This window comes from Rhodobium gokarnense (assembly GCF_025961475.1).
Lineage (GTDB): Bacteria > Pseudomonadota > Alphaproteobacteria > Rhizobiales > Rhodobiaceae > Rhodobium > Rhodobium gokarnense.
On sequence record NZ_JAOQNS010000001.1, the window covers coordinates 569,637 to 591,907 of the forward strand.

The 22,271-nt window shown below is 63.7% G+C and carries 21 protein-coding genes and 1 tRNA gene; 12 read left to right on the forward strand and 10 right to left on the reverse strand.

Going from position 1 to position 22,271, the window contains the following annotated elements:
* Positions 1-98 precede the first annotated feature (98 nt).
* From M2319_RS02645 to M2319_RS02655, 3 genes are read left to right on the forward strand one after another with little or no spacing between them, the layout of a single operon-like run.
* Entirely contained in the window at positions 99-860 is a 762-nt protein-coding gene (locus M2319_RS02645; RefSeq protein WP_264599873.1) for an ABC transporter permease, read from the forward strand.
* Between the two features lie 47 nt (positions 861-907).
* Complete coding sequence (locus M2319_RS02650; RefSeq protein WP_264599874.1) at positions 908-1,849, forward strand: ABC transporter substrate-binding protein; 942 nt, start codon at positions 908-910, stop codon at positions 1,847-1,849.
* Between the two features lie 24 nt (positions 1,850-1,873).
* On the forward strand, positions 1,874-2,650 hold the full coding sequence (locus tag M2319_RS02655; protein WP_264599875.1) for a Stf0 sulfotransferase family protein: 777 nt from the start codon (positions 1,874-1,876) through the stop codon (positions 2,648-2,650).
* A gap of 25 nt (positions 2,651-2,675) precedes the next feature.
* On the opposite strand, the gene rpoH is transcribed toward M2319_RS02655, so the two are convergent.
* Positions 2,676-3,575: an RNA polymerase sigma factor RpoH gene (gene rpoH / locus M2319_RS02660; protein WP_264599876.1), complete on the reverse strand. Its 900-nt coding sequence runs from the start codon at positions 3,573-3,575 to the stop codon at positions 2,676-2,678.
* Between the two features lie 139 nt (positions 3,576-3,714).
* Positions 3,715-4,752, reverse strand: coding sequence for an RluA family pseudouridine synthase (locus M2319_RS02665; protein ID WP_406682065.1), 1,038 nt, complete (start codon positions 4,750-4,752; stop codon positions 3,715-3,717).
* Positions 4,753-4,847: 95 nt separating this feature from the next.
* Here M2319_RS02665 and M2319_RS02670 point away from each other — a divergent pair, with 95 nt between their 5' ends.
* The gene (locus tag M2319_RS02670; RefSeq protein ID WP_264599877.1) at positions 4,848-5,213 is read left to right on the forward strand and encodes a hypothetical protein; all 366 of its coding nucleotides are present in this window, start codon (positions 4,848-4,850) and stop codon (positions 5,211-5,213) included.
* Positions 5,214-5,500: 287 nt separating this feature from the next.
* Positions 5,501-5,576, forward strand: a tRNA-Glu gene (locus M2319_RS02675).
* 315 nt (positions 5,577-5,891) lie between these two features.
* Here the strand turns inward: M2319_RS02675 and M2319_RS02680 are convergent.
* The 7 genes from M2319_RS02680 to M2319_RS02710 form a co-directional block, all read right to left on the reverse strand.
* Entirely contained in the window at positions 5,892-6,422 is a 531-nt protein-coding gene (locus M2319_RS02680) for a hypothetical protein (protein ID WP_264599878.1), read from the reverse strand.
* A gap of 117 nt (positions 6,423-6,539) precedes the next feature.
* A complete protein-coding gene (locus tag M2319_RS02685) occupies positions 6,540-7,286 on the reverse strand; it encodes a hypothetical protein (RefSeq protein ID WP_264599879.1) in 747 nt (248 codons plus the stop codon).
* A gap of 226 nt (positions 7,287-7,512) precedes the next feature.
* Positions 7,513-7,914 (reverse strand): c-type cytochrome, encoded by a 402-nt coding sequence (locus tag M2319_RS02690; protein WP_264599880.1) that lies wholly within the window; start codon positions 7,912-7,914, stop codon positions 7,513-7,515.
* Between the two features lie 178 nt (positions 7,915-8,092).
* Positions 8,093-8,941: a pentapeptide repeat-containing protein gene (locus tag M2319_RS02695; protein ID WP_264599881.1), complete on the reverse strand. Its 849-nt coding sequence runs from the start codon at positions 8,939-8,941 to the stop codon at positions 8,093-8,095.
* Positions 8,942-9,063: 122 nt separating this feature from the next.
* Complete coding sequence (locus M2319_RS02700) at positions 9,064-10,959, reverse strand: helicase HerA domain-containing protein (RefSeq protein WP_264599882.1); 1,896 nt, start codon at positions 10,957-10,959, stop codon at positions 9,064-9,066.
* Between the two features lie 311 nt (positions 10,960-11,270).
* Positions 11,271-12,551: a coiled-coil domain-containing protein gene (locus M2319_RS02705; protein ID WP_264599883.1), complete on the reverse strand. Its 1,281-nt coding sequence runs from the start codon at positions 12,549-12,551 to the stop codon at positions 11,271-11,273.
* 277 nt (positions 12,552-12,828) lie between these two features.
* Positions 12,829-13,401: a DUF1134 domain-containing protein gene (locus M2319_RS02710; protein ID WP_264599884.1), complete on the reverse strand. Its 573-nt coding sequence runs from the start codon at positions 13,399-13,401 to the stop codon at positions 12,829-12,831.
* A gap of 124 nt (positions 13,402-13,525) precedes the next feature.
* Here M2319_RS02710 and M2319_RS02715 point away from each other — a divergent pair, with 124 nt between their 5' ends.
* The 7 genes from M2319_RS02715 (at position 13,526) to M2319_RS02745 (ending at position 21,178) form a co-directional block, all read left to right on the forward strand.
* Positions 13,526-14,029, forward strand: coding sequence for a YHS domain-containing (seleno)protein (locus M2319_RS02715; protein ID WP_264599885.1), 504 nt, complete (start codon positions 13,526-13,528; stop codon positions 14,027-14,029).
* A 147-nt stretch (positions 14,030-14,176) separates the two neighbouring features.
* Positions 14,177-14,821: a histidine phosphotransferase ChpT gene (chpT, locus tag M2319_RS02720; RefSeq protein ID WP_264599886.1), complete on the forward strand. Its 645-nt coding sequence runs from the start codon at positions 14,177-14,179 to the stop codon at positions 14,819-14,821.
* 455 nt (positions 14,822-15,276) lie between these two features.
* Positions 15,277-18,069 carry a hybrid sensor histidine kinase/response regulator gene (locus M2319_RS02725; protein ID WP_264599887.1) on the forward strand — a complete coding sequence of 931 codons (2,793 nt, stop codon included), beginning with the start codon at positions 15,277-15,279 and terminating at the stop codon, positions 18,067-18,069.
* Positions 18,066-18,545: a chemotaxis protein CheW gene (locus M2319_RS02730; RefSeq protein ID WP_264599888.1), complete on the forward strand. Its 480-nt coding sequence runs from the start codon at positions 18,066-18,068 to the stop codon at positions 18,543-18,545. Before M2319_RS02725 ends, M2319_RS02730 begins: the two co-directional genes overlap by 4 nt.
* Positions 18,546-18,649: 104 nt before the next feature.
* Positions 18,650-19,018, forward strand: coding sequence for a response regulator (locus M2319_RS02735; protein WP_111432933.1), 369 nt, complete (start codon positions 18,650-18,652; stop codon positions 19,016-19,018).
* Positions 19,019-19,034: 16 nt separating this feature from the next.
* Entirely contained in the window at positions 19,035-20,300 is a 1,266-nt protein-coding gene (locus tag M2319_RS02740; protein WP_264599889.1) for a protein-glutamate methylesterase/protein-glutamine glutaminase, read from the forward strand.
* A complete protein-coding gene (locus M2319_RS02745; RefSeq protein ID WP_264599890.1) occupies positions 20,297-21,178 on the forward strand; it encodes a CheR family methyltransferase in 882 nt (293 codons plus the stop codon). Before M2319_RS02740 ends, M2319_RS02745 begins: the two co-directional genes overlap by 4 nt.
* Positions 21,179-21,379: 201 nt before the next feature.
* On the opposite strand, the gene ctrA is transcribed toward M2319_RS02745, so the two are convergent.
* Positions 21,380-22,081, reverse strand: a complete 702-nt coding sequence (gene ctrA / locus M2319_RS02750; protein ID WP_111436085.1) for a response regulator transcription factor CtrA — start codon at positions 22,079-22,081, stop codon at positions 21,380-21,382.
* Positions 22,082-22,271 lie beyond the last annotated feature (190 nt).

A 22,271-nucleotide genomic window follows, 5' to 3' on the forward strand; every position in this document is an offset into this window, starting at 1 on the left:
GTTGGAGGTGTCGCCGATGTCCGATCTTTCTTCCCCTGCCGCACGACTTCCTCTGCGCCGCATTCGGCGCAGCCGGGCCTGATCCCGTCCGTCCGGCCATGTCCCGCATCGTCCTGGCGTCCGCGCGCGCGGTCCTGATCTCCGCCGCCCTCGTTGCCCTGTGGCAGGCTGTGGTCACGGGCTTTTCGCTGCCGCACTACATGCTGCCGTCGCCGGAGCGGGTTGCCGCCGTGTTCCGTATGCAGCCCGGCTATCTCGCCGCGCACGGCCTCACCACCTTGCTGGAAATCGTCGTCGGCCTGGCGACCGGCGCGCTCCTCGGCGTGACCACCGCGCTGGTCATGAGCTTCCTGCCGCTCGCCCGCAAGCTGGTGCTGCCGGTGGTCGTTGCCAGCCAGGCGCTGCCGGTCTTTGCCATCGCGCCGCTGCTCGTCGTCTGGTTCGGCTTCGGCATGGCCTCCAAGATCGTCATGGCCTCGCTGATCATCTATTTCCCCGTCGCCTCGTCCTTCTATGACGGGCTGACGCGGACCGATCGCGGCCTCGTCGAACTCGCCGGCCTATCCGGCGCCTCGCGCTGGCAGACGCTCATCCATATCCGCATTCCGGCTGCGCTGCCGAACCTTGCCTCCGGCCTCCGGGTCGCCGTTGCCGTCGCGCCGATCGGCGCCGTCGTCGGCGAATGGGTCGGCGCCTCCGGCGGCCTCGGCTTCGTCATGATCCAGGCCAATGCGCGCATGCAGACCGACACCGTCTTTGCCGCGCTGATCGTCCTTGCCGTCATCGCCGTCACCCTGCGCCAGGTCGTCGACCGGGCAACGCGGCGCCTCGTCTTCTGGGCTCCGGAAACGGATGCCTGACCGCCTCAAGCCGATTGTCACCCATCAGAAACGAAAGGACTTTTGAGATGAAACGCCTCGTTCTCGCCCTTGCCACCGCGCTGGCGGTGACGCTGACGTCGCCGGCGCTCGCCGCCGACAAGCTGACCGTGCTGCTCGACTGGTTCGTCAATCCCGACCATGCGCCGCTGGTGATCGCCAAGGAGGCCGGCTATTTCGACGAGGAAGGGCTCGACGTCACGCTGGTGCCGCCGGCCGATCCGAGCGCGCCGCCGCGGCTCGTTGCCGCCGGCAAGGGGGATATCGCCATCTCCTACCAGCCGAACCTCTACCAGCATGTGGCCGAGGGCCTGCCGTTGGTGCGCTTCGGCACGCTCGTGGAGACGCCGCTCAACACCGTGGTTGCTCTCGCCGACGGGCCGGTGAAGGAGATCGCCGACCTCAAGGGCAAGAAGGTCGGGTTCTCCGTCGCCGGCTTCGAGGACGCGATCCTCGGCGCGATGCTCAAGAATGCCGGTCTGACGATGGACGATGTCGAGCTCGTCAACGTCAATTTCGCCCTGTCGCCGGCGCTGCTGGCCGGCCGGGTCGATGCCGTCGTCGGCTCGTTCCGCAATTTCGAGCTGACCCAGCTCGAACTGGAAGGCAGCAAGGGCCGCGCCTTCTATCTGGAAGAGCACGGCGTGCCGGTCTATGACGAACTCATCTACCTGGCCCATCGCGACCATCTGGACGATGCGCGGCTGCGGCGGTTCCTCGCAGCGGTGGAGAAGGCGAGCATCTTTCTCACCAACCACCCGGAAGAGGCGCGGCAGATGTTCCTGAAGGCCCATCCGGACCTCGACAACGAGCTCAACCGGCGTGCCTTCATGGACACCATCCCGCGCTTTGCCAAGCGGCCGGCGGCGCTCGACAGCGCGCGCTACAAGCGCTTTGCGGCGTTCATGAAGACGAGCGGGCTGATCGACGAGGTGCGGCCGGTCGGCGATTACGCCGTCGAGCTTGAATAGACCGGAATCCCGGGGAGGGGCTGCATGACCGCGACGCCTTTTGATGCCTATGTGATCTGCACCTCTCCCCGCAGCGGCAGCACGCTGCTGTGCTCTCTGCTGGAAGCCACCGGCGTTGCCGGGATACCGGACTCCTATTTCCATCAGCCGTCCTTGGAGGAATGGATCAAGGATCTGGGGCTCTCGCCCGATCCTGCGAAGCGGGAGGTGGAAACCCTCAAGGACGTGTTCCGGGAGGCCATCGCGCAGGGAAGCGGCGATACGGGCATGTTCGGGCTCCGCCTGCAGCGGCACAGCTTTGCCTGTTTTACCGAAAAGCTGGCGGTCCTTTACCCGGACCCGCCGGGCGACCGCTCGCGGATCGAGGCCGCCTTCGGGCGAACTCTCTTCATCCATCTGACACGCGAGGACAAGCTGGACCAGGCCGTCTCCTATCTGAAGGCGCAGCAGTCGGGCCTCTGGCACCGGGCGCCGGACGGCTCGGAGCTGGAGCGCCTCTCGGCCCCGCAGGAGCTGCGCTATGACCGCGAGGCGATCGCGGCGCAACGAGCCGAGATGGTCGCCATGGATGCGGCCTGGGCCGCTTGGTTCGACGGGGAGGGGATCGATCCGCTGCGCCTCACCTATAACGGGCTTGCAGCCGATCCCATCGGAACGCTGAAGACGGTGCTGACGGCGCTCGGCCGCGATCCCGCTGCGGCGGATGCTGTCGAGATCGGCGTCGCGAAATTGTCGGATGCGACCAACCAGGCGTGGGTTGCGCGGTTCCGGGCCGAGGAAAACGCCGGGACGCAGACCTGAGGCCTGCGTCCGTTCAGCGGCGTGTCTAAGCGTCGGCGAGCTGCTGTTGCTGCTCGATCTGGGCGGCGCGCTTCTGCATCACCTTCTGGACCTTTTCGAAGGCCCGGACCTCAATCTGGCGGACGCGCTCGCGGCTGACGCCGAACTCCTCCGACAGCGCTTCCAGCGTCATCGGATCCTCGGCGAGGCGCCGCGCCTCGAAGATGCGCCGTTCGCGGTCGTTGAGGATGCCCAGCGCGTCCTTCAGCATGGCCCGGCGCATGTCGAGCTCTTCCTGGTCGGCCAGCATCTTTTCCTGGCTCTCGCTCTCGTCGACCAGCCAGTCCTGCCACTCGCCGCCGTCGGCCTCCTGGCGGATCGGCGCGTTGAGCGAGGCATCGCCGCCGAGGCGGCGGTTCATGGAGATGACCTCCTCCTCGCTGACGCCGAGGCGCCGGGCGATCTCGGCAACCTGCTCGGGCTTGAGGTCGCCCTCGTCGAGGGCCTGGATCTGGCCCTTGACCTTGCGAAGGTTGAAGAACAGGCGCTTCTGGTTCGCCGTGGTGCCCATCTTCACGAGGCTCCACGAGCGCAGGATGTATTCCTGAATCGCGGCCTTGATCCACCACATGGCGTAGGTGGCGAGCCGGAACCCCTTTTCCGGGTCGAACCGCTTGACCGCCTGCATCAGGCCGACATTGCCTTCGGAGATCACCTCGCCGATCGGCAGGCCGTAGCCGCGATAGCCCATGGCGATCTTGGCAACGAGGCGCAGATGCGAGGAAACCAGCCGGTGCGCGGCATCCGGGTCCTCATGCTCGCTGTAGCGCTTTGCCAGCATGTATTCTTCCTGCGGTTCCAACATCGGGAACTGCCGGATCTTGTCGAGATAGCGTTGTAGTCCGTTTTCGCCCGCACTGATTGCCGGGAGAGAATTCTGGGCCATGGTGCTGCACCCCTTGGATGGTCTGTCGCGAGCTCCGGTTTTCGGCAGCTCGAATCGGTGCCTGGGTCATTCGCGACCACAATGGCCACCGAACTCGTCCAATATAGGACGATTTTTGGCAAAAACACGTCAACGCCCGTCAGCGAGACGTAAGCGCGGCCTCGATGGCCGCCACAAGGGCGGCGAAATCTTCCGGCAGCGGGCTTTCGAAGCGAAGCACCTCGCCGCTCACCGGATGGCGAAAGCCGAGGATACCGGCATGGAGTGCCTGGCGCGGAAAGGCGGCGGCGAGGGACCGGGCCGGCTCCGGCAGCCGGTTCGCCCGCGTCGCGAAGCCGGCGCCATAGTCCCGGTCGCCGACGAGCGGGTGGCCGATATGGGCCATATGGACGCGGATCTGGTGGGTGCGGCCGGTCTCAAGCCGGCATTCGACGAGGGAACTGATCGCCTCGCTGGCCGGGTCCTTCGGATAGCGCGCGAGGCGCCGCCAGTGGGTGACGGCATGCTTGCCGCCGAATTTGACGACGGCGCGCTTCATCCGGTTGCCGCCCGAGCGGTCAAGGGCGGCGTCCACCGTGCCGGCCATGTGGGCGGGGCATCCCCAGACGAGGGCCTTGTAGGCGCGCTCCAGACTTCCTGTGCGGCCATGGTCGGCGAACTGCTCCGACAGGCCGCGATGGGCGGCGTCGGTCTTGGCGACGACCATCAGGCCGGAGGTGTCCTTGTCGAGGCGGTGGACGATGCCGGGCCGGCGCACGCCGCCGATGCCGGAAAGGCTGTCGCCGCAATGGGCGATCAGCGCGTTGACGAGGGTGCCGGTCCAGTTGCCTGCGGCCGGGTGGACGACGAGGCCGGGGGGCTTGTCGATGACGATGAGATCGTCGTCCTCGTAGACGACATTGAGCGGAATCGGCTCGGGCTCGGGCGTCGGATCCTCGGGCGGGGGCAGGGTGATCGACACGAGCTCGCCCGCATTGACCCGGTAATTGGGCTCGACTATCGTCCGCCCGCCGATCGCGACCTGGCCTTCCTTGATCAGCGCCTTGAAGCGGGAGCGGCTGCAGCGCTCGGAGTTGGCCGCGACGAAGGCGTCGAGCCGCGCTCCTGCCGCGGCCTCCTCGACCGCGATCTCGATTGTCTCCAGCGGAGCACCTTGCTTTTGATCGGAGTCACGCAAGATGCTCTGCTTCCTTTTGATGTCGCAATTTCGCGGCGCTCCGCCGTGCCGGCTTCGTTGGAAATTGCTTTGGATCCTCAAGGGGCTGATCCGCCATGACCCATCCTGTATTCGACGATGAGGACGAGGCGCCTCTCGATCCGGCGACGGAGCGGCTGCAGAAGAAGCTGCGCCGGCTGGTGCTCGTCTCCGGCCTGATCATGATGCTCGGCCTGATCGCCGTCTTTTCCGTCATCGTCTATCGGGTGGTCAAGAGCGATACCGCCGAGATGCGCGACATCCCCGCCAATATCGAGGCCCTCGTGGAAGACCCGCTCGACGGCGACGTCGTCTCCACCAGCCTCGACGGACGGCATCTGGCCATCACCTTGCGCACCGAGGACGGCCTGAAGGTGCTGGTCATCGACCTCGACACGGCGGATGTGCTCAGGCGCGTGACGCTGACCGGCACGCGGGATTGATTTTCCAGATCACTCACGGCAAATGCAGCTTCTCTGCCCGCCCACGTTTGGGGTCTCACGTCGGGTGCCCCGACTGGTCGTTGCAGGCAAGGCGCGCACCGACTTGCTCTCCCCAAAGCGCAAGTCGGGAACATCCGAGCTCCGGGTGCGATTGCAATCTCTGTGGGATCGATCTCTGAGACCCCCGAAAATGCTGTTCCGACTGGGGGCAGATCGCATTTGGCCCCTTGCACCGGCAAAGCATCGGCGGTATATCCGCAACTCGCCGCGCCAAGCGCGCCGCTAGTGCTCCCATCGTCTAGCGGTCTAGGACGCCGCCCTCTCACGGCGGAAACAGGGGTTCGAGTCCCCTTGGGAGTGCCATTTATTGTTGCCGACATCGCCACGGTTTTAGTCTGGCAAAGTGCGGTCGCTAGACAAATTCCGAAATAACGAATGGTAGTATTAGGCCCAGGCCCAGAGATGGGTAACCAAATGCAATGCTAATGAGTAAGACTGCACTCAGCGTCAAACCAAATGGGGACAGCCAGTTTGTCTCGAATTCTCTCAAAGGTGAACTCATCTTCCAGATACCAAATTTGATTAGAATGTGCGTTTATGTTCAGCCTATATTTTTTTAAGAAATTTGCACTTACTATAATCGTTATGTGAGGAGAATTCTTGAATTTAAGGTTAAGATTATATTCTATGATTGTAATATGACCTGCAAATTGCCATAGTTCTCACCATTACATATATCGCGTATCCAAGAAGGTATGTGATTACCGTTGGGACTAGAATTTTTGAAACAAATAATTCAGTGGCTGCAATAATCTCGGTTTGAGTGCTGTCTCGCAAATCGAGATACCTAGATGCGTGACTAGCCAGCCAACCTATCACACTATTTGCCGCAATAACATCAAGTAAGATTAATGTTGTGATGATGGCAGAGGTGAGTCCAAATAAATAAACTCGAAGAACTTTTTCCGGATGTGTTAATATTTTTTGACGTGCGCGCTGGCATTCATCGTTTAAGAGTAAGTACAATAGATCTGATTGCGCGCTATCCGAGGGTTCTTCAGTAGTCGCCTTTTTTCGAAAAAGTTCGCCCGAAATTGCATTTACGAGCGCCATGCTACCGATCGACAATATGCTGGCACCGGTGGCGAGCGCCGCCAACGTAACCGCTACCGAAATCTCCGCGATGGCAGTGGGAGCGAGAGCTGACATGTTTTCCCCGATCTAATATCGGAATTCGTGAGGGGGCGCTCAGCGAAGGAATTTTTTCGAGTGGTTGTCTCGGCGATGCGGATCACTAGAACGCCGATTGTTTGTTTTTATAATCTTTCATGCCGTTTTTGGAAGCAATACTCTCGTCTTTCTATCATTGAAATCACGAGGTACGCTAAGCAGGCCAAATGATGACTTTTGCTCACTTTTCGTGGGCGCGATGTTGCAATGATCGACGAGTCTTTCAAAATCTTCTTTGTATGTGTTGAACTCTTTCCGTTCGTCAAGATCAGTTAGCGCTTTGGGTGAGACGAACTTGACGTTATATGCAAATACAGATTGGGGCTGGTGATATCCTTCGACCCACATGGCTGATCGGTCGCCATTAATTAAAAGGGTCGGGTGGCGCGTTTTATATTTTTCGAGCAAAAATTCTACGTTTGGAACGTCGCGACAGGCTGCTCGGTTAATATGCGATATGTTAAAATTATTTGGGTAATCTTCGAGTAAAACTCTAAACCCGTCATCGTCGACGGAATCGTTAGGTTCGAGAAGAAGGTAGCGAACTTGTGCACCTTTTTCGATCCAATCTCGAAGTCCGGTTAGAAGTTTCTTGGCGTTGGTCGATCGCGCGTAGTGCCCATCAGAGCCTAGAATCATTATTTCGGCGCCTTCGCTGACATGAGGCGTCAGTAGTGGAACGAGATCGTCAGCAATCGTCGCAGCTTCAATAAAAATCGGGCTTCCCGAGTTTTTATCCCGAGATTCTTTGATTTCAATCTTCCTGCGGTTGCTGGCCTTGTTGACGACGCTCAACACCAAAAAAAAGAGCAAACAGCCAGTCAAAATACCAATTGCAAACATGTGTGTCTCGATTCGTTGAAACTAGGTGAGATTTAAGCGGCGAGATTATTGAAGTCGCAACCATAGGTTATCATGCCTTCTCGGGAATGCAACACGATTTGGCTCTAAAATGACGTTCTGATGACGCAGCCCGGGCCACGTGCAGACAAAAAAGCCGGGCACCAAGGCCCGGCTCACTTTTCGCCGCGGCGGCCCTATGTGGCCGCCGCAAAACTGGACGCGAAACCTATTTCAGCGTCGCCAGATAGGCGATGATGTTGGCGATGTCTTCGTCCTTGGTCAGCTTGAAGGTCATCTTGGAGCGGGCCTTCTCGTCGCCCGACTGCTCGCGGATGAAGGCCTTCGGGTCCGGCAGGTAGGCGGCGATGTTCTCTTCCGTCCAGGTCATGCTCTTTTCCTCGCCGAGGACGACATAGTCCTTGGAGTACTTGTAGCCTTCGTGGCTGCCGATCGGGCGTCCGACAACGCCCCAAAGGTTCGGGCCGACCTTGTTCTTGCCGCCTTCGTCAAAGGTGTGGCAGGCCATGCACTTCTTGGAGACCTTCTCGCCCTCGGCGGCGTCGCCGGCAGCGGATGCCGCGCTGGTCGCAGCGACGGTCAGGGCGATCGCCAAAATCAGTTTCTTCATATCATTCTCCTCCGGAACAAAATCGATGTGTTGATGTCGTCGGCGAGCGACGGCTGCGGACTTGGTAGCACGTCCCACTGACAATTCTCAAACGCAAACATGTGAATGTCTGGTCGATGCAGAACGCGCCTGGCTTGTCCAGGTTCCACGGATCAGGGCCCGGTTGCGGCTGTCAGACCTATCGGCAGGGCTGAATGGAAAGGCCGTAGGGCAGCTTCGTTGAGCTGCTGCCGCAGGCCATGTCGAGCTGGCGCTGGGTAAGCCCCCTGGCGCTGGAGAGGTCGGCGCCGGACAGGTCCGTCTTGCGCAGGCTCGCATTCTTCAGGTCGGCGCCGGCGAAGTCCGCCCCGGCGAAATCGCCGTGGCTGAGCTTGGAATAGGCAAGGCCGGTGCCGCGGAAGGCCGCGTTGCGGGCGGTCGCCCGTTCCAGGTCGGCGTGGTCCAGTTCGGCCCCGGTGAAGTCGGCGCCGATGATGCGCGAGCGCTCCATCCGGCTGCCGCTCATCTTGGCGTTGGCGAAATGCCCGCCGGTGAGGTCGGAGCGGGACATCAGCGCGTTGCGCAGGTCCGCACCGCCGAAATCGGCGCCGTCGGCGGCGACCTTGCGCAGGTCCGCATCGCGCAGGTCCGCGCCCCGCAGCGAGGCCTTGGCAAGGGTCGCCTTTTCCAGGTCGACGGCGCGCATTTCCGCCCGGTCGAAGCGGGCGCCGGCAAAGTCCGCCCCTTCCGCGCCGGCGCGCCGGAGGTCGGCCCTCGTCAGGTCGGCGCCGGGAAAGGCGGCGTTCTTCATATCGGTGTCGCGCAGGATGGCGCCGGACAGGTCGGCGTTCTCGACGCGCATGATGCGCAGCGTCTGGTCGCGGAAATCGCAGCCGGGGCAGGCGCCTGTCTTTTCCAGTTGCTCCATCCGCGCCTTCATCTCCGGGCTCGGCTCAAAGCCGCGGGCAGGGACAGCGGCGGCAAGGGCGACTAGCATCGCGCTTGCCCCGAGGACGGAGAGACGGGAAATCGATGAGACATGCTGCATGGCTGGCTCCCGCGACGTGGCAATTGTTATCTATGGTGTCCGCGCCGGGAATCCAGCTTTGCCGGGCCGGCCGCGACGTTCCGACCGACCCGTCCGGGGCGATGGCGCCGGATGCCGGCCGGTCAGAGCTTGCGGATCGAGGGCCCGGCGCCGCCTTCCATCAGGCGCTGTTCCGATCCGGGCTTGCGGATGTTGATGCGCGGGCGTTCCTCGGGGGTCTTGCGCAGTACGCCGCCCTTGGTCGAGGGCACGTCGCCCATGGCGTTGGCCGCCGCCTGCACCGTCTGGGCATGGTCGTCGCCGCGGGTGAAGGTGGTGACGGAGCGCCATTTGGTGACGATGCCTTCCAGCATGCCGCGGCCGTCCGCGCCGGGCCGGTCGATGATCGGCGTCTGCTTCAGGTGCATGGAGCTGTGCGGCATGCGCTCCGGCGAGAGCTCGGAGAAGGTCATGCGCATCGGCAGCGCCACGGCATCGCCGAAGGCGACGGCCTCTCGGGCGCCAAGGGACGGCAGGAACTCCATCAGGCCGGATGCCGTGTCGGCAATCGCCGAGCGGACGATCGCCTGGTCGCGCTCATTGGCCATGCGCATGGCGATCAGCGTATTGCACTGGGACAGGATCGTCGGGTCGAGCTCGGAAGGGCGCTGGCTGACGACGCCGAGGAAGACGCCGTATTTGCGGCCTTCCTTGGCGATCCGCGAGATCGCCCGCTTGGTCGGGCCGAAGCCGGCATTGGGGTTGCCGGGGACGTAGCGGTGGGCTTCCTCGCAGACGACCAGGATCGGCACGCCGCCGTCGCTCCAGACGCCGAGGTCGAAGGCCATGCGGCAGAGCACCGAGACGAGGGCGTCGACCACCTCGGCGGGAAAGCCGGCGACCTCCATGATCGTCATCGGCTTGCCGTTCGTGGGAATGCGGAACAGGCGGCCGAGCACGTTGGCCATCTGGTCGTCGACGGTCAGGTTGCCGAACATGAAGGCGTAGCGCGGATCGAGCGCGATGGTCTCGATGCGGGTCTTCAGGCGCAGATATTTCTGGATGTGCGACTTGTTCTCCAGGCTGCCGATGCGCGCATTCAAGAGCGCCATCAGGTCGGAGATGCGATAGGGGACCGGCGTGTCGGCGGTGTAGTTGATCGACGGGTCGTCCTTGCGCAGGCTCGAGGTGTGGCTGGCGCGGCCGGCCGCGAAGCGCTTCTTGGCGAGCGGGATCAGCTCCGACAAGACCTCGATCTCTTCCTCGACGCCCGGGCGGGCCTTGAAGAAGACGTCGACGATCTCCTCGAAATTGAACAGCCAGAACGGCAGGTTGACGTTGTTCGGGTTGATCACTTCGGCGTTGCCGCCGAAACAGTTGCTGTATTCGTTGTGCGGATCGATGAGGAAGATCCGCATGCCGCCGACATTCTGCAGCACTTCCTGCAGCACGAGGGCGACGCCGCAGGATTTGCCGACGCCGGTGGCGCCGAGGATGGCGAAGTGCTTGGCGAGCAGATTGTGGCCGTCGACGATGGCGCGGACGGAATTGTCCTGCTGCAGGGTGCCGATGCAGATGCCGGACGCGGTGCCGCGCCCGTAGGTGGCTTCCAACTCGCTGGCGTCGATGTGGCAGACGGCATCGCCGATCGTCGGATAGGAGCTGACGCCGCGCTTGAACTGGGCCGTATTGTTGCCGTTGATGGTGATTTCGCCGACCAGGTCGACCTCGACGAGGCGCTTGACGATGGCGTTGGCATTGCCCGGCGCGCTGACCGCCGACATGGAGGCGACGACGCCGATGACCTCGCCGCGGTCGGTATCGATCTTCAGGAGCTTGCCGACGGAGATGCGGTTCTTGCCCGGGCCCGGGCCGGCGCTCGCGGGGTCTTCCAGTGCGATCGTGCCTCTCGATCCGGAAACCGAAACGATCGTCCCGATCGGCTCACGCCGCGCCGGCGCCGGCGGCTGACCCGGCTCAGCGCCCGGACCGGGCTGCTGTGTCCGCTGGGTAAATGTGACCGGAGAAGGTTGTGTCATCGCCCACTGCCAATAAGAACCCCAATTGACGCCACTTAAACACGGCCGGCTTTTTAAAGTTCTAAGATTACCGCATGGATTGGCGGCGATTTTCCAAGGATGGCAAACGACAGGTTAAGGAATGCGGGCGCCGCGTTCCGCCGTAAGCGGATCAAATTGCGGCAAAATCCGGATCGCTGGTGTTTTGCGGAGGCAGCCGGTTAACGTTTCGGGGCGCGACTTTTTGCCGTTTTCGAAACGCTGTTTCAGCACTTTCCGGTTGCGGTCGAGGCGGTAAGGGCAGGGCAGGTCGCTGCTGCCACGGCGGCCCGCTACGGCAGCTTGCGGCCGTTGGTGCGCGACTTGGTCTTGCGGCGGATGCGCGAGAACAGGGTCGTCTCGTCGCCGTCGTCCTCGCCGGAGGCGATCACCTTGTTGAGGTGGGTGTCGCCGCTCTCGCCGGTGCCCGTCAGGCTGGCGATGTCGGCGGCCAGTTCGCTGATCTTGTCGCGAAGGGCCGCATCGCCGTCCTCGTCGGCATCGATCGACGGCACGGCCTGGAGCGCCGGCGGCGTGATCGGGCCGCTGGGGAAGTCGCCGGTATCCCCGGTGAGGCGGGCGACGTCGCCGCGGAGGCGATCGCGCTCGGCGACGAGGGTCGCGACCTCGGCGCGAAGCGCTTCGTTGGCGGCCTGCAGGTTCCTGCGCGCCGCATCGCGGGGGCTGTCGCCGTCGCCGGACCCGCCCGGGCCGGCGCTTCCGCCGGCATTCTCAAGGGCGATGGTCAGGCGGGTGATCTCGGCCTCCGACTGCACCCGGTGGGCCTCAAGCTCCAGGATCCGGGTCTCCATCTGCTTGAGCTCGGCGCTCTCGGAATGGGCGTAGGCGTCGATGCGCGAGAACGCTTCGCCTTCCTCGCTCTGCTCGCGCAGTTCGGCGATGGTCTTCTTGGCGGCTTCCAGGGCCGCGCGGGTCGAGTCGAGCTCGCTGCTGAGCGTGGAGATGCGCACCTTGGCGGCGTCGAACTCGCGCTTGGAGGCCTTGACCTCGCGGCGCAGGCTCTTGGCGTCCAGCTCTTCCAGGGTGGCGTCGATGTCGTCGCCGTCGGCGCTGGTTTCCAGGAACGCAAAGGAGCTTTCCGGGCGCGGCGCGCTGCCCTTCAGGATGGCGATCTCGTTGTTGCGGTTGACGAGCTTGCGTTCGGCCTCGCGCAGGTGCGCGGCGGTGCGGACCAGTTCCTCCTCGCGGCTGCGCAGTTCGGACCGCAGCACCCGCTCGCGCTCTTCCAGCTCGAAGACGGCGTCGGCCTTGGCGTCGCGGTCGGTATTGGCGGCATGCAGGGTCTCGGCCTGGCGGGCGATCTCGAAGCGGCGTTCGGCCGAGGCCTGCTTTTCGGCCTCCAGCTTCTTTTCCATGCGCCGGAGGGCGAGCGCGAAATCGGCCCGCATGAGATCCTTTTCGGCGCGGATTTCCTCGACCTCGAGCGGCACCGTCGCCTCGATCCGGCGCCGGGTCAGGTGCACCGCCCGGTTCCAGATCGCGGGCGCGATCATCAGGGCAAGCAGCCCCGCGCCGAGAGCGCCGAGCGCAATATACATGGCGATCTCGATCAAGCTCAGTCTCCCGCGACTGCTCGTATGCAAAAGATGCCCGGGCGCAAACCATTCCCCACAGCGTTGCACCGTTGCTTCGCTATGGTGCGAAGCTCTAGCACGTCAGGCTGCAAGACAACACCGGAATGACGGGCGCCCGTCCTTCCGGCAATCAATGTTACCGTTTCGCCCCGATTATCCGCAACATACAGAAAAGGCGTCAAGTATTCTACCGCGTTGCCGCGGTTGCGCTAGCGCCCGTGCGCGGGCCGGCACATGCGGGGATGCCCGGTGGGGCCTAGAACGGGTTCCAGGTCGGCGTCGGGGTGAATTTGAGGTAGCCCACATTGACGCCGAGGCGGGCGCCGACGCCGGTGCGCACCGGCACCAGGGTGATGTCGTTGTTGGACAGCACCGTCATGCCGAAGCCGGCGACGAAATAGGCGGAGCCGTTGACGCCGACATAGCGCCGGTGGATCTCCTGAACCGAGGGCAGGTCGTAGACCAGCATCATGACCCGGTCGCCGTCGCCGCCGACGTCCCAGCCGACCGACGGGCCTTGCCAGAACACCTTGTGGCTGCCGGCGTTGCGGGTGTGCAGGACGCCCTCGCCGTAGCGCAGGCCGCCGACGAAGGCCCCGGACGCCTCCTCGCCGAGGATATAGCCATTGGGCAGGCCGTAGCGCTCGACGGCGACCTCGATGACGCCGGCAAAGCCGCCGGTGACACCGCCGAAGAAGCGGTGGCCGGCGTCGACGAGCTGGGACGAGGAGTATTTCTGGTCGCTGCTTTGTGCCGCGGCCGGCGGCATGAAGGCGACAAGGGCGACAAGGGCAAGGCCGAAGGCCGAGGCGAAGATCGGGGCACGCATCAGTCGGTCTCCTGGAGTAGCGAAACGTTAAGCTTAACTTCGATCATGCCGAAAGGGTGTTAACGGAACGCTCACGGCGGTCCTATATGGATCGGCGTGTTAGCAATCCTGTGACGGGACCTAGATGACAATTCGGGCGATCAATTGGCGGGCGATGCTTGTCGCCGCGATGATGGTGGCGGCAAGCGCGAGCGTTTTCGGCGGCGCGCGGGCGGAGGAGGCGTTCAGTCCGTTCGGCGAGCGCGTGCTCTCCGATCCGATGACCGGCCTTGCCCTCGGCGGCTACGATCCGGTGGCCTATTTCGCCGACCGCAAGCCCCGGGTCGGCAAGCGGGAATACGAGATCATCGTCAACGGCGCCGTCTGGCGCTTCGTCAATCGCGGCAATATGGAAGCGTTCCGTGCCGCGCCGGATGTCTACACCCCGCGCTATGGCGGCTACGGCGCGCTGTCCGTTTCCATGGGCTATACCGTGGAGGCGAGCCCGCTGATCTGGACCATCCACCACGACCGGCTTTATTTCTTCGGCTCGCCGGTCAACCGTACGGTCTGGATGAAGGATCCGGAGCAGTTCGTCAAAGCCAGCGAGCGGAAGTGGCCGGCGATCGAAAAGACGCTGGTCCGCTGACCGCCGCTTCTTAAATACCTCTTCCCATCGGGCAACCGTTCCGCGTATCGACGTCGCTTGCCGGGTTGGCAGTGATGGCCGGCCTGTGTATCCCTGTCGGGGCGGCTGCGGCCGCGATTCGACCACGGCTCGAAAGGCGGCTCGACCATGGCACAGTCTGACGACATCTCTGCAATCGATCTCGGCGCGCTCCTGTGCAGCCGGGTCTGTCACGACATCATCAGTCCCGTCGGCGCGATCAACAACGGGCTGGAGGTGCTCGACGAGGGCGGCGCGGAGGAGATGCAGGAATTCGCCATGGACCTGATCCGCAAGAGCGCGGTGCAGGCCTCGGCGAAGCTGCAGTTCGCCCGCATCGCGTTCGGTGCGGCAGGGTCCGCCGGCGCGGAAGTTGACACCGGCGATGCCCAGAAGGTGGCCGAGGGCTACATGGCCGGAGAGAAGGCGACGCTGAGCTGGGCCGGCGAGCGGGTGCTGATGGCCAAGAACCGGGTCAAGCTGCTGCTCAACCTGCTGCTGGTCGCCAATTCGATGATCCCGCGCGGCGGCACCATCGACTTCAGCATCTCCGGGCCGGCCGACGCACCGGTGTTTCGCTACCTGATCAAGGGAACGGGCATGCGGGTGCCGGAGCATCTTGGCGGACAACTGTCCGGCGAGGTCGAGCCCGACGGCCTCACCGCCCACGAGATCCAGCCGGTCTATACCGGCATGCTGGCGCGCGCCTGCGGGACCGCGGTCTCATGGGACGTCTCCGAAGCCGAGATCGTCCTGACCGCCGCGCCGGCCTGACGGCGACCCGTCAAGGCTATCCGGCAACGCGGCGCCTTGCGGCGCGGTTGGTGCAAGCGCCTTAAAAAGAGCGCTGCGCCGGCGGTTTTTTGGTCAGATTTCGCCGCCGGTGCGCCGACACAACGCCGTGACACGCGTTCTCCGGAAAAATTGCTGTGCCACCCTGTTACACCCGGTGATGCCTGTTTCGCCGCTCTGCAACCCAAGTCGTTAACCTTCAATATTGCGGGCAATGCTTTCATTCCGGGCTGTATAATCTGTATTGTACGTGAAAAGTACTAACTTTAAGAACCATTTTGTCCCGTCAAGGCCGCCGGCTTTCTTTAACTGTCGGAACGATTGCACTTTTTGCGCCTTGCCTTTCAGCCATTCTTAACGCTTTCGCACCAAAATCGGCCGGTGAAGGGCTGGAGCATGTCGTTCCCAGCGGACCACAGCGATTGCGGACCAAGGTAATGGATGATCTTCTGCGCGAGTTCTTGACCGAAACAAACGAAAGCCTCGACGTGGTCGACGTCGAACTGGTGAAGTTCGAGCAGAACCCGAACGATGCGAAAATCCTCGACAACATTTTCCGCCTCGTGCACACCATCAAGGGCACCTGCGGATTTCTCGGCCTGCCGAGGCTCGAGGCGCTGGCGCATGCCGGCGAAACGCTCATGGGCAAGTTCCGTGATGGCGTGCCGGTCACCGGGGCTGCGGTTTCCCTGATCCTGACCTCGATCGACCGGATCAAGGACATCCTCGGCGAACTGGAAGAGATGGAAGGTCAGGAGCCGGAGGGATCGGACGCCGATCTCATCAGCCAGCTCGAACACATGGCCGAGCATGGCGCCGATGCCGTCCTGGACCCGTCAGCGGAGCCGGCCGGGACGCCGGCTGAAGACGGTGCCGCTGACACGGACGAAGACCCGCCGCTGGTGGTCCAGACGCTGGAGCGCGACCTGCGGCCTGGCGAGGTTTCGCTCGACGAGCTGGAGCGGGCGTTCCAGGAGACCGACGTGGAAATCGTCCCGGTCGAGGATGAGGCCGTAGCCGAGGCGACGCCGGAAGCGCCGGCCGCCGAACCTGCTCCGGAACCCGTTGCCGAGCCGGTCGCCGAAGCCGCCCCTGCGGCTGCTGCCGCGCCGAAGCCGGCCGCGCGCAAGGCGGAAAAGGCCAAGGATCACGAGGCCAAGGGCGACCAGAAGCACAACGTTTCCAACCAGTCGATCCGCGTCCATGTGGAGACGCTGGAAGACCTGATGACGATGGTCTCCGAACTGGTGCTGACCCGCAACCAGCTCCTGGAAATCGTCCGTCAGCACGAGGACTCCGAATTCAAGGTGCCGCTGCAGCGGCTCTCCAACGTCACCGCCGAGCTGCAGGAAGGCGTCATGAAGACGCGCATGCAGCCGATCGGCAACGCCTGGCAGAAGCTGCCGCGCATCGTCCGCGATCTGGCCCAGGAACTGGACAAGCAGATCGAGCTTGAGATGGTCGGCGCCGATACCGAGCTCGACCGCCAGGTGCTGGAGCTGATCAAGGATCCGCTCACCCATATGGTCCGCAACTCCGCCGACCACGGGCTTGAGACCAAGGAAGGCCGCCAGACCGCCGGCAAGCCGGCCGTCGGCAAGATCCGGCTCTCGGCCTATCACGAGGGCGGTCACATCATCATCGAGGTGGCCGACGACGGCCGCGGCCTCGACAAGGACCGCATCTGCGCCAAGATCCTCGCCAACGGCCTTGCCACCGAGGCCGAGGTCGAAAAGATGACCGAGGCGCAGATCTTCAAGCATCTGTTCCACGCCGGCTTCTCGACCGCCGCAAAGGTCACCAACGTCTCCGGCCGCGGCGTCGGCATGGACGTGGTGCGCACCAACATCGAGCAGATCGGCGGCACCATCGACCTGAAGTCGACGGCCGGTGCCGGCACCTCGGTGATCATCAAGATCCCGCTGACGCTGGCCATCGTCTCGGCGCTTATCGTGGAAGCCGCCGGCGACCGCTTCGCCATTCCCCAGCTCTCCGTCGTCGAACTGGTTCGGGTGCACGAGAACTCCGAGCACCGCATCGAGCGCATCAAGGAGACCCCGGTTCTTCGCCTGCGCAACAAGCTGCTGCCGCTGGTTCACATGTCGCAGCTTCTCGGCCAGGAAAAGGCCGAGATCGCGGCGGATGCGATCCATGACGACAACGGCTTCATCGTCGTCATGCAGGTCGGCAGCCAGAATTTCGGCATCGTCGTCGACGGCGTCTTCCATACCGAGGAAATCGTCGTCAAGCCGATGACCTCGATGCTGCGCAACATCACCATGTTCTCGGGCAACACCATTCTCGGCGACGGCTCGGTGATCATGATCATCGATCCGAACGGCATCGCCCAGGAGATATCCAGCGAGGTCACCGAGGGCCAGCAGTCGGCCGCCGACGTGGAGGCCGCTGCGGGCATCGAGACGCTGTCCATGTTGCTGTTCCGGGCCGGCTCGCCGGAGCCGAAGGCGGTGCCGCTCTCGCTGGTCACGCGCCTGGAAGAGTTCAACGTCAACAAGATCGAGACCGCCAACGGCCGCGATCTGGTGCAGTACCGCGGCTCGCTGATGCCGCTGGTCTATGTCAGCGACATGATGCACCGGCGCACCGAGGGCACCCAGCCGATGCTGGTGTTCACCGACAACGGCCGCTCCATGGGCCTCGTCGTCGACGAGATCGTCGACATCGTCGAGGACCAGCTCAAGATCGAGATCAGTTCCGATACGCCGGGCCTGCTCGGGTCCGCGGTGATCAAGGGCATCGCGACGGAAATCGTCGATGTCGGCCACTTCCTGCCGCTGGCGTTCCCGGACTGGTTCCAGCGCAACGAGATGCAGACGCAGATCGTCGCCAAGGAGCTGCTCTATGTGGACGACTCCTCGTTCTTCCGCAACATGCTGTCGCCGGTGCTGAAGGCCGCGGGCTTCAACGTCACCACCCGCGAATCCGCCGACGACGCCATGGTGCTCCTGGAGAAGGGCCGCCGCTTCGACGTCATCGTCACCGACATCGAGATGCCGGGCATGGACGGCTTCGCCTTCGCCGAGGCGCTGCGCCGCGACGAGCGCTGGCGCGACCTGCCGGTGATCGCCGTGTCGGCGATCTGCACGCCGGCCTCGATTGACAAGGGCCGGGCTGCCGGCCTCGACGACTACGTCGCCAAGTTTGACCGGCCGGGGCTGATCTCCGCGCTGAAGGATCTCACGAACACCGAGTTGGGAGTTGCGGCATGAGTGTAGAAGTCATCGAGGCTGCCAACAGCAACGCCTCGACCATCCAGTACGTGACCGTCGTCATTGCCGACCAGCTCTTCGGGCTGCCGATCGAACAGGTGCACGACGTCTTCATGCCCGACCGGATGACGCGGGTGCCGCTGTCGCCGGCCGAGGTCGCGGGCGTCCTCAACCTGCGCGGCCGGATCGTCACCGCCATCGACATGCGCCGGCGCCTCAACCTGCCGCCGCGCGAGGAGGGTGCCTCCTCGATGGCTGTCGGCATCGAGTTCAAGGGCGAGTCCTACGGCCTGATCATCGATACGGTCGGCGAGGTGCTCAACCTGCCGGTGGCCGAACGCGAGCCGAACCCGACCAATCTCGACCCGCGGTGGGGTTCTGTCTCCAAGGGCGTCCATCGCCTGGAAGGCCGCCTGATGGTCATTCTCGACGTCTCGCGCCTTCTGGAAACGCTGACCGCAACCATCGCGGCCTGACGTCGACTTGCCTTCGACCGGCGGGGCGGAGCCGCTTCGTCCCGGTCACCCAGCAACGTGGTGCCGCAGCCAGGCGACGGCTGACGGTCAAGGGAGAATTATCGATGAAGCATTGTCTCATCGTCGACGACTCAAGCGTCATCCGCAAGGTTGCCCGCCGGATCCTGGAGGATCTGGATTTCGAGATTTCCGAAGCCGAGGACGGCCAGAAGGCCCTCAACATCTGCCGCGAGGGCATGCCGGACGCCATCCTACTGGACTGGAACATGCCGGTGATGGACGGGCTGGAGTTCCTCAACACGCTGCGCGCCGAACCCGAGGGCGAGCGGCCGACGGTGGTTTTCTGCACCACGGAAAACGATATCGACCACATCGCCAGGGCGATCCGCGCCGGCGCCAACGAATACATCATGAAGCCGTTCGACCGGGACATCGTGGCTGCGAAATTTCACGAAGTCGGCCTGATCGACTGATCCCCGGAGAACGCCCATGAGCTTTGCCGTCAATGCGGCCCCGCCGAGATCCGGCCCGGTCACCGACCCAATTCGTGTCATGGTCGTCGACGACTCCGTCGTCGTGCGCGGCCTGATCGGACGCTGGATCGACGAAGAACCCGAAATCGCCGTCGTCGCCTCCCATCGCAACGGTCGCCTCGCGGTGGAAGATGTCGAGCGCTCCGATCCGGACGTCGTCATCCTCGACATCGAAATGCCGGAAATGGACGGGCTGACGGCGCTGCCGAAGATGCTCGCCAAGAAGCCCGGCCTGATCGTCATCATCGCCTCGACGCTGACCCGCCGCAACGCGGAGATCAGCATCCGCGCCCTCTCGCTCGGCGCCCAGGACTACCTCGCCAAGCCGGAGACCAATTCCGGCGTCACCACCTCGGTGGAGTTCCGCCAGGAGCTCCTGCGCAAGGTCAAGCACCTCGGTGCCGCCCGTCGCCGCCGCGCGGGCCGCCCGCCCGCCGTGCCGCCGGCGTCGACCGGCCGGCCCGCCAGCGGGCGCTCCTTCGCTGCCGAGCGTCCCGGCGGCGGCCTCGGATCGACCCGGCCGATGGGCCGGGCCGCTGCCGCGCCGCAGCCGGCCGCACGTCCGCAGCAGCCCCATGCCGCGCCGATCGGCGGCCGCAGCATGGCCGGCATCAAGCTGCGGCCCTATTCGCCGCAGATGCCGCGGGTGCTGACCATCGGCACCTCAACCGGCGGACCGCAGGCACTTGCCGTCCTGTTCGGCCAGATCGGCCGGGCCATCGACAAGGTTCCGGTGCTGGTCACCCAGCACATGCCGCCGACCTTCACCGCGATCCTCGCCGAGCATCTGGCCAAGGTCGCCGGCCGCCCGGCCCATGAGGGCCAGGAGGGCGAGGTCGTCAAGCCGGGGATCATCTATGTCGCGCCCGGCGGCAAGCACATGACGGTGGAGAAGTCCGGCACCGACGTGGTCGTCCGCCTCAACGACGGACCGCCGGTGAATTTCTGCAAGCCGGCCGTCGATCCGCTGTTCGACAGCGTCGCCAGGGCCTTCGGCTCGTCGACGCTGGCGCTGGTCCTGACCGGCATGGGCAATGACGGCGAGAACGGCACCCGCACCATCGCGCGTGCCGGAGGCAGCATCATCGCGCAGGACGAAGCCTCCAGCGTCGTCTGGGGCATGCCCGGGGCCGCCGCCCATACCGGCGAGTGCTCGGAAGTCCTGCCGCTCGACCAGATCGGGCCGAAAGTCATCCGGATCCTTGGAGGTCAGCGCCTGTGACGCCGCAAGAATATGAATTCATCCGCGGCTTCGTGAAGAGCCGCTCCGGCCTGGTGCTGGCCGACGAGAAACAGTACCTGGTGGAAAACCGGCTGTTGCCGGTCGCCCGCAAGAACGGCCTGGAGTCGATCGGCCAGCTCGTCACCGCGCTGCGCCGGCCCGGCGCGCGGCAACTGGAGGAGACGGTCGTCGAGGCGATGACGACCAATGAATCCTTCTTCTTCCGCGACAAGACGCCGTTCCAGCATTTCACCGAAACGATGATGCCGCACATGCTGCGGGCGCGTGCCGACAGCAAGCGCCTGAGGATCTGGTGTGCCGCCGCCTCGACCGGCCAGGAGCCCTATTCGCTGGCCATGAACCTGAAGGAAATGGCCTCCAGGCTCGCCGGCTGGCGCATCGAGATCATCGGCACGGACCTGTCCAACGACGTGCTGGAGAAGGCGAAGTCCGGTCTCTACACCCAGTTCGAGGTGCAGCGCGGCATGCCGATCCAGATGCTGATGAAGTTCTTCAGCCAGAAGGGCGACATGTGGCAGATCGCGCCGGAACTGCGGTCCATGGTGCAGTGGCGCAAGCTGAACCTCCTGGAGAGCCTCCGGGGCCTCGGCCAGTTCGACATCGTGTTCTGCCGCAACGTGCTGATCTATTTCGACCATCCGACCAAGGTTGATGTCCTGAAGCGGGTCCAGGCGCAGATGGCGCAGGACGGCTTCCTGGTGCTCGGCGCGGCCGAGACCGTCGTCGGCCTGACCGACGTCTTCCATCCGGTGCAGGACAAGCGCGGGCTCTACGCCGTCAACGGCAAGGCGTCGCCGACCGGTGGCCTCGCCACGCCGCGCTTTGCGGCGATCGCCGGAAGTGCCACCGTGCGCTGACGGGCCTGACGCAAAACCGTTCGAAACCAGGAAACCGCCGGACCGCCCGAAAAAAGCGGTCCGGCGGCTTTCGTTTGTCGCAATGTCGGTGGGGTGGGGGGCGGTACGCGAGGCGATCCGGGGGAGGGGGCGCCAAAAAGCAAAAACCCCGCCGGGAGGGGCGGGGTTCTTGGGCAGTCGCGAAGAGGTCGAAGAAGAGGATCAGGCGCTTTCCAGGATGCTGTCCTCGTCCGGCTCGCGCAGCACGTAGCCGCGGCCCCAGACCGTCTCGATGTAATTCTTTCCGCCGGTCGCTGCCGCCAGCTTCTTGCGCAGCTTGCAGATGAAGACGTCGATGATCTTCAGTTCCGGCTCGTCCATGCCGCCATAGAGATGGTTGAGGAACATCTCCTTGGTCAGCGTCGTGCCCTTCCTCAGGGAGAGCAGCTCGAGCATCTGGTATTCCTTGCCGGTCAGGTGGACGCGCTGGCCGTTGACCTCAACCGTCTTGGTGTCGAGGTTGACGCGCAGATCACCGGTGGTGATGACCGACTGGGCATGGCCCTTGGAGCGACGGACGATGGCATGGATGCGGGCGACCAGCTCGTCCTTGTGGAACGGCTTGGTCATATAGTCGTCGGCGCCGAAGCCGAGGCCGCGGACCTTGTCCTCGATGCCGGCAAGGCCGGACAGGATCAGGATCGGCGTCTTGACCTTGGAAACCCTGAGGGTGCGCAGCACCTCGTAGCCCGACATGTCCGGCAGATTGAGATCAAGAAGAATGATGTCGTAATCGTAGATTTTTCCGAGGTCTATGCCTTCCTCGCCGAGGTCGGTCGTATAGACGTTGAAACTCTCCGATTTAAGCATCAGCTCGATGCTCTGGGCGGTAGCGCCGTCGTCTTCGATCAGCAGTACTCGCATGCCAAAATCCTCATTCTCAGTTGCCGGATGCGGTGCCGAAGGCGCAGCGCGACCGACCCGAAAGTCCTCGTTAACCCCATTTCGAAACGCTACACGCCAATGGTTAACAAAAACTGATTCGCAGTGGAAGAGCATTCATACTTAGCGTGGAGAATTAACTTCATCTTCCTGATTCAAAAGCCGGAATCCA

Coding starts and splice junctions, on each gene's coding strand:
- chpT (WP_264599886.1), top strand. CDS start 14,177: ATGGCACAGTCTGACGACATCTCTGCAATCGATCTCGGCGCGCTCCTG.
- M2319_RS02725 (WP_264599887.1), top strand. CDS start 15,277: ATGGATGATCTTCTGCGCGAGTTCTTGACCGAAACAAACGAAAGCCTC.
- M2319_RS02710 (WP_264599884.1), bottom strand. CDS start 13,401: ATGCGTGCCCCGATCTTCGCCTCGGCCTTCGGCCTTGCCCTTGTCGCC.
- M2319_RS02690 (WP_264599880.1), bottom strand. CDS start 7,914: ATGAAGAAACTGATTTTGGCGATCGCCCTGACCGTCGCTGCGACCAGC.
- M2319_RS02715 (WP_264599885.1), top strand. CDS start 13,526: ATGACAATTCGGGCGATCAATTGGCGGGCGATGCTTGTCGCCGCGATG.
- M2319_RS02685 (WP_264599879.1), bottom strand. CDS start 7,286: ATGTTTGCAATTGGTATTTTGACTGGCTGTTTGCTCTTTTTTTTGGTG.
- ctrA (WP_111436085.1), bottom strand. CDS start 22,081: ATGCGAGTACTGCTGATCGAAGACGACGGCGCTACCGCCCAGAGCATC.
- M2319_RS02650 (WP_264599874.1), top strand. CDS start 908: ATGAAACGCCTCGTTCTCGCCCTTGCCACCGCGCTGGCGGTGACGCTG.
- rpoH (WP_264599876.1), bottom strand. CDS start 3,575: ATGGCCCAGAATTCTCTCCCGGCAATCAGTGCGGGCGAAAACGGACTA.
- M2319_RS02735 (WP_111432933.1), top strand. CDS start 18,650: ATGAAGCATTGTCTCATCGTCGACGACTCAAGCGTCATCCGCAAGGTT.
- M2319_RS02695 (WP_264599881.1), bottom strand. CDS start 8,941: ATGCAGCATGTCTCATCGATTTCCCGTCTCTCCGTCCTCGGGGCAAGC.
- M2319_RS02730 (WP_264599888.1), top strand. CDS start 18,066: ATGAGTGTAGAAGTCATCGAGGCTGCCAACAGCAACGCCTCGACCATC.
- M2319_RS02740 (WP_264599889.1), top strand. CDS start 19,035: ATGAGCTTTGCCGTCAATGCGGCCCCGCCGAGATCCGGCCCGGTCACC.
- M2319_RS02700 (WP_264599882.1), bottom strand. CDS start 10,959: ATGACACAACCTTCTCCGGTCACATTTACCCAGCGGACACAGCAGCCC.
- M2319_RS02670 (WP_264599877.1), top strand. CDS start 4,848: ATGACCCATCCTGTATTCGACGATGAGGACGAGGCGCCTCTCGATCCG.
- M2319_RS02645 (WP_264599873.1), top strand. CDS start 99: ATGTCCCGCATCGTCCTGGCGTCCGCGCGCGCGGTCCTGATCTCCGCC.
- M2319_RS02655 (WP_264599875.1), top strand. CDS start 1,874: ATGACCGCGACGCCTTTTGATGCCTATGTGATCTGCACCTCTCCCCGC.
- M2319_RS02680 (WP_264599878.1), bottom strand. CDS start 6,422: ATGTCAGCTCTCGCTCCCACTGCCATCGCGGAGATTTCGGTAGCGGTT.